This window comes from uncultured Caballeronia sp., assembly GCF_964243625.1.
In the GTDB taxonomy this organism is placed as follows: domain Bacteria; phylum Pseudomonadota; class Gammaproteobacteria; order Burkholderiales; family Burkholderiaceae; genus Caballeronia.
On record NZ_CAXTGZ010000460.1, the window covers coordinates 1 to 4,942 of the forward strand.

Genomic DNA, 4,942 nt, shown 5'->3' on the forward strand with positions numbered 1-4,942 from the left:
ACCAGACTGCTTTCCATCCGGGCGAGCGCGTCAGCCTGCCGGCGCCGCAGCCGTGCATTGCGCGACGCCCGCCGGTCAAGCGGGAAGTTTTCCTGCGAATACTCCGCCCGATAAAGCTCGAGCAATTCAGCTTCGCTGTGGAATCCGTGTGGATCGATGGCCTCGCGATACGCCTCGAGCGTCGGCGTGACGCTTTCGGCGATGCGTTCCGGGATGCTGCCGGGACGCAGGCGTAGAAGGTGCGCCGCCTCGACGTCCCGAGTCCGGCGCGCTGCGCTGGAGAGCGTGTCGCGCAAAAGCCCGATAAGGCGCCGCGTGGCGCGAACGTCGGTGGTGGCATCGCCATAGGTAGCGTGCAATTGCTCGACCGACACGCCGTCCAGATACCCGCGATACAACGCGAAATGCTCGCGCGTGAGCCGCTTTATTGACGTACGGCTTTCGGCGTTGCGTGTGGATGGCGGGTTCGAAGCAGCCAACATGAGTTATTTATGCTTTGGTTTCAATAGCTTGAAGGGAGGCTACCAGCGTAGGGCTGGTTTGACAACAAAAAACGCCACATCTGATAAGTATACGTTTCCACGTCGACTCGAAGGAACGCAGTGTCGATGTAAGTCGCGCAGCCCATATATCTGGGCTGCGCGCATTCAAAGCTGATTACTTCGCCAGCGCCGCCGCAATGACCGAAGCCAGCGGTGTTGTCGGACGGCCGATGAGTTTGCTCAATTGGCGGCTGTCATCGAAGAGGGCGCCTTTCGCGGCGCCTGTCCCGGAGTCGGAGATCAGCGCGGCAACGGGCTCGGGCAAACCGACGCCGATCAACGCCGCCTTGTACTCGGCCTCGGACATGTCGCGATAGGCCACGGGCTTGCCCGACTGCTTTGCTACTTCTGCCGCGAATTCGGCAAGGGTATAAGCCGTGTCGCCGGCTAATTCGTAGATGCCGCTTGATTGCGCATCCCTGGTCAGTACCACGGCAGCCGCCTCGGCATAGTCAACACGCGCCGCCGATGAAATCCGGCCATCGCCTGAATCACCGAGAATCGCGCCATGTTCGAGCGCCGGCGCCAGGCTGCCCGTGTAGTTTTCCGTGTACCAGCCGTTACGCAGCACGGCAAACGGCACCATCGATTCGCGCAACGCCGCTTCGGTTTCACGATGTTCGCCGGCGAGACCGAGCGGCGAAGTATCGGCGTGAAGCAAGCTGGTGTACGCGATCAGTTCGACACCGGCACGGCGCGCTGCATCAATAGCCGCACGATGCTGAGTGCCGCGCTTGCCCAGCTCATTCGATGAAATCAGCAGCAACTTTTTCACGCCGGCGAAAGCGTCGTCGAGCGTGGCGGACTCGTTGTAATCCGCGCGCCTGACCTGGACCCCGCGAGCCGCAAGATCGGCGGCCTTTTCCGGACTGCGGACTGCAGCGACGATCTGCGCTGGAGGCACGGTTTTCAGCAATGCTTCGATAACGAGACGGCCGAGTTGGCCGGTAGCTCCGGTGACAGCGATCATGAGACGACTCCTTGAATGATGGAAAGCGGTGATGGAAAGCGGCGCGGGACACAACCGAATCCGCAAGGTATCGGATAAACTAACTTTTCGTAAGTACGTACGCCGAGGTAAGTATCAATGAACTCCAATATTGAAATGACAGCGGACGCAGTGCCTCTGTCCGAGCTGGTTCGCCGGGGCGAGTTGCTTTCGGCGGATTGCCCGTCGCGCGAGGTGCTCAAGCACGTGACCAGCCGATGGGGCGTGCTTGTGCTCATGGTGTTGCTGGATGAACAAATTTGTCGTTTCAGCGATTTGCGCCGCAAAGTCGACGGTGTGAGCGAAAAGATGCTCGCGCAGACGTTGCAGTGGCTGGCTGCGGATGGCTTTGTCGTGCGGACTTCGTACGACGTGGTGCCGCCACACGTTGACTATCGGCTGACGCCGCTCGGCGAAGAGGTCGCACGGCAAGTGAGTTCGTTGGCTGACTGGATCGAGATCAACCTCGCGCGAATCATGGGCGCGCGAGCGTCGTCCCAAGGCGCTGGCGAGTCGATATAGACACGTCTCGCACTACCTCGGCAAAATGCCTATAATGAATGAGCAAATTGCCAAACAGGACTTTCACCATGACCGCCGTCGTTTTCAAACCCACCGGGTCCGTCAATCCAAAGCGGGCCGAGTTCGCGCTGCTCACCGAGTTGCTCGATGCATCGATCCACTCCGGACTGGATCTCGCGGAACTCGCGGCCGAGCGGGTTGCGGTTGACGTTATCGACCGGTTGTCGGCTCATGGCCTGAAAGCAGACGAGCTGAGCTTCATCATTCCGCGGCGAACGCTCACGCATCGCCGGCAGAATCAGGAACGTCTCTCGACCGATGAATCCGACAAAGCCATCCGCCTAGCTAAACTCGTCGCGCAGTCCGACACGGTTTTTGACAATCAGGACAAGTCGATGCAATGGCTGAGAAGCCCGCAACGCCGCTTTGGCGGAAAGACGGCGCTCGACATGGCTAGCACCGAACACGGCGCGCGCCTGGTCGAAGAAGCACTGGTGCAACTCGACGAAGGGTACTTCGGCTGATGGAGTTATGGCGTATCAGCAACTATGCAGATCTGAGAGGCATCGGTGGGCTGCGTGCGCCAGGCCGCTGGCATTTCGCGGGGCAGCCGGTCGTGTATCTTGCGGAACACCCGGCCTCGGCCTTGCTCGAAATCCTCGTTCACCAGAATCTGAGCCATTCGGAACGAGTGCCGGACTCCTATCAGTTGTTGCGTGTTGAAGTCCCCGCCGACATCGCAGTCGCCGAATTGCGTGAAGCCGATACCCCCGAGAACTGGCGCGCCGATCCGCAATGGACACAATCGGCCGGCACCGAGTGGCTTGCCGGCGGAGCGACTGCGCTGTTGAAAGTACCAAGCGCCATCTTGCCCGCGACCAACTTCCTGCTGAATCCGGCGCATCCCGACGCGGCTCGTCTCGAGATCGCGGAGGTGATTCGGGTGAGCCACGACAGGCGAATCCTGCGACTGTTGTCGAAGGACTAGGCCGTCAAAATGTGCGATGACGAAATCCGCGCCGCGACCGGCGTCCATGCGCGCGGAATCGAGCCAGCCGTCAAGTAGGAAATGCAACTAACTGTCTGACCGCGCCGCACCTTCAAACAACCACGGCCCGAGGCAGACAGAACATCCAGAATCAGCGACCAAGCGATGGGCCTTCGCTCCGAAAACGACTGCACCTCGCGCAACTCGCATCGCGTAAAATTTCCCCTTCCATACCACCACGCCAAGTCACCATGCCAACGCCCGCCGATAACCCGCGCCCAAAGGAAAGCGAAGGCGTTGCTGTCATCGACCGTGCGTGTGCGATCCTGTTCGCTTTCCGTCCCGACGACGACGCCCTGACGCTCGCCGAACTCGCAGCCAGAACAGGCCTCTATAAAAGCACGTTGTTGAGGCTTGCCGGCGCGCTGATCCAGCATCGCTTGCTGCTGCGTCTGGACGATGGCCGCTATCAGCTAGGCCCGTCCACCTTCATGCTCGGCGCGGTGTATCAACGCAGCCTGAATCTCGCCGATATCCTCGTTCCGCTCATGCGCGAACTCGCCGAGATCAGCGGCGAAAGCGTGTCGTTCTATGTTCGGGATGATGCGGTGCGCGTGTGTCTGCATCGTGTGGATTCGACGCACGCCGTGCGTTATCACGTGCGTGAAGGCGATGTCCTGCCACTGGAAAGCGGCTCAGGCGGGATGGCGTTGCTGGCGTTCGGCGGAAGGGAAGGTGACGTCTTCGAGCAGATTCGCGAAGACTTTTATTATGTATCGATGGGCGAACGCGACCGCGAAACCGCGGGAGTATCGATGCCCGTCTTCGGCGTGCGCCAGACCTTACGCGGCGTGATCACGCTTGCGGGTCCGAGCTCGCGTATCGATCGGACTTTCGTGGACCGGAATCTCGGCGCGCTGTTCGATTGCGCCGCGCGAGCCACCGATGCGCTAGGCGGCGACGCCCGCGCGCTGCGCGCGGCGCAACGTCGCGCCGCCGAAGTTCACGCCAAATGACGCTCGGGCTTGCCCGTGTACTTGTACGCCATTTGCCGCGGCATCGGACCTTTGTTTCGTTCCTTGCGGCCGCGCTGCTCCCATGCGTGCGACAAGATCCCGACCGCCCGTGATAAACAAAACACGCCGCGCGCAAGTTCGGGCGCAAAACCCAGCTCGGCATAAATCACGGCAGTCGCGCCGTCGATGTTCATCGGCACCGGCTTGTTCTTGCGCGCCTTCAACAACGCTTCGATACCCCGCGCCACCAACGCATATTTTCCGCTGACCACGCCTTGTTCGACGCTGGCATCGACTAGCGCGAGCAGCCTGACCGCGCGCGGATCCACGGGATGAAACCTGTGTCCGAAGCCCGGCAGATATTTGCCGCGTTCGCTGATAAACGCATCGACGCCTTGCGCGACGGCATCGTTCAACGTGGCGCCCGCGGTTTCCAAAGCGACGATCGAGTCGTACAACTCGACCGCTTGCTGGCCGGCGCCGCCGTGGACGTCGTCGAGTGCATTGATCGCCGAAGCCATCGCGCCGTTAAGCGGCAAACCGCAACTCGTGGCCATGCGCGATATCGCGATCGAAGGGGCGTGCGGCCCGTGATCGACAGACGCGACGAGCGCCGCTTCGAACAGCCTCGCCTGATTCTCATCGGGCAATTCGCCGCGCAGCATCAGCCAGATCATCTGCGGAAAACTGATCGATCCAATCAGTTCCTGGATTGGAAAGCCGCGCACGTTGATCGAACCCGGATGGATATCGATGATCGATGTGCTCCAGTAATCCGCGGCAAGCGTGGCAGCATCAAAATCTTGCGTCATCTTCAGATCACTCCTTCGGCGCGTAGTTGATCGATTTCCGCCGCATCGAAACCGAGCGTGGAAAGATGGTCACA

6 protein-coding genes and 1 pseudogene are annotated in these 4,942 nt (G+C 60.7%); 4 read left to right on the forward strand and 3 right to left on the reverse strand.

The window, feature by feature from the left end; all coding sequences use genetic code 11:
- Nucleotides 1-482 (reverse strand): annotated as a pseudogene (locus ACFFAR_RS24630) (integrase); the annotation flags it as partial.
- Nucleotides 483-657: 175 nt separating this feature from the next.
- Nucleotides 658-1,512 (reverse strand): NmrA family NAD(P)-binding protein, encoded by an 855-nt coding sequence (locus tag ACFFAR_RS24635; RefSeq protein WP_174364080.1) that lies wholly within the window; start codon nt 1,510-1,512, stop codon nt 658-660.
- 117 nt (nt 1,513-1,629) lie between these two features.
- Here ACFFAR_RS24635 and ACFFAR_RS24640 point away from each other — a divergent pair, with 117 nt between their 5' ends.
- From ACFFAR_RS24640 to ACFFAR_RS24655, 4 genes are all read left to right on the forward strand, one after another.
- Nucleotides 1,630-2,052: a winged helix-turn-helix transcriptional regulator gene (locus ACFFAR_RS24640; protein ID WP_375508623.1), complete on the forward strand. Its 423-nt coding sequence runs from the start codon at nt 1,630-1,632 to the stop codon at nt 2,050-2,052.
- 68 nt (nt 2,053-2,120) lie between these two features.
- A complete protein-coding gene (locus ACFFAR_RS24645; RefSeq protein WP_062001261.1) occupies nt 2,121-2,576 on the forward strand; it encodes an antitoxin Xre/MbcA/ParS toxin-binding domain-containing protein in 456 nt (151 codons plus the stop codon).
- Nucleotides 2,573-3,040 (forward strand): RES domain-containing protein, encoded by a 468-nt coding sequence (locus ACFFAR_RS24650; protein WP_174365388.1) that lies wholly within the window; start codon nt 2,573-2,575, stop codon nt 3,038-3,040. Before ACFFAR_RS24645 ends, ACFFAR_RS24650 begins: the two co-directional genes overlap by 4 nt.
- Before the next feature lie 251 nt (nt 3,041-3,291).
- Nucleotides 3,292-4,056, forward strand: coding sequence for a helix-turn-helix domain-containing protein (locus tag ACFFAR_RS24655; protein ID WP_174365386.1), 765 nt, complete (start codon nt 3,292-3,294; stop codon nt 4,054-4,056).
- Here the strand turns inward: ACFFAR_RS24655 and ACFFAR_RS24660 are convergent.
- Nucleotides 4,044-4,868 (reverse strand): citryl-CoA lyase, encoded by an 825-nt coding sequence (locus tag ACFFAR_RS24660; RefSeq protein ID WP_174365385.1) that lies wholly within the window; start codon nt 4,866-4,868, stop codon nt 4,044-4,046. The genes ACFFAR_RS24655 and ACFFAR_RS24660 overlap by 13 nt on opposite strands.
- Between the last annotated feature and the right edge of the window lie 74 nt (nt 4,869-4,942).

Coding starts and splice junctions, on each gene's coding strand:
- ACFFAR_RS24635 (WP_174364080.1), bottom strand. CDS start 1,512: ATGATCGCTGTCACCGGAGCTACCGGCCAACTCGGCCGTCTCGTTATC.
- ACFFAR_RS24640 (WP_375508623.1), top strand. CDS start 1,630: ATGAACTCCAATATTGAAATGACAGCGGACGCAGTGCCTCTGTCCGAG.
- ACFFAR_RS24645 (WP_062001261.1), top strand. CDS start 2,121: ATGACCGCCGTCGTTTTCAAACCCACCGGGTCCGTCAATCCAAAGCGG.
- ACFFAR_RS24655 (WP_174365386.1), top strand. CDS start 3,292: ATGCCAACGCCCGCCGATAACCCGCGCCCAAAGGAAAGCGAAGGCGTT.
- ACFFAR_RS24660 (WP_174365385.1), bottom strand. CDS start 4,868: ATGACGCAAGATTTTGATGCTGCCACGCTTGCCGCGGATTACTGGAGC.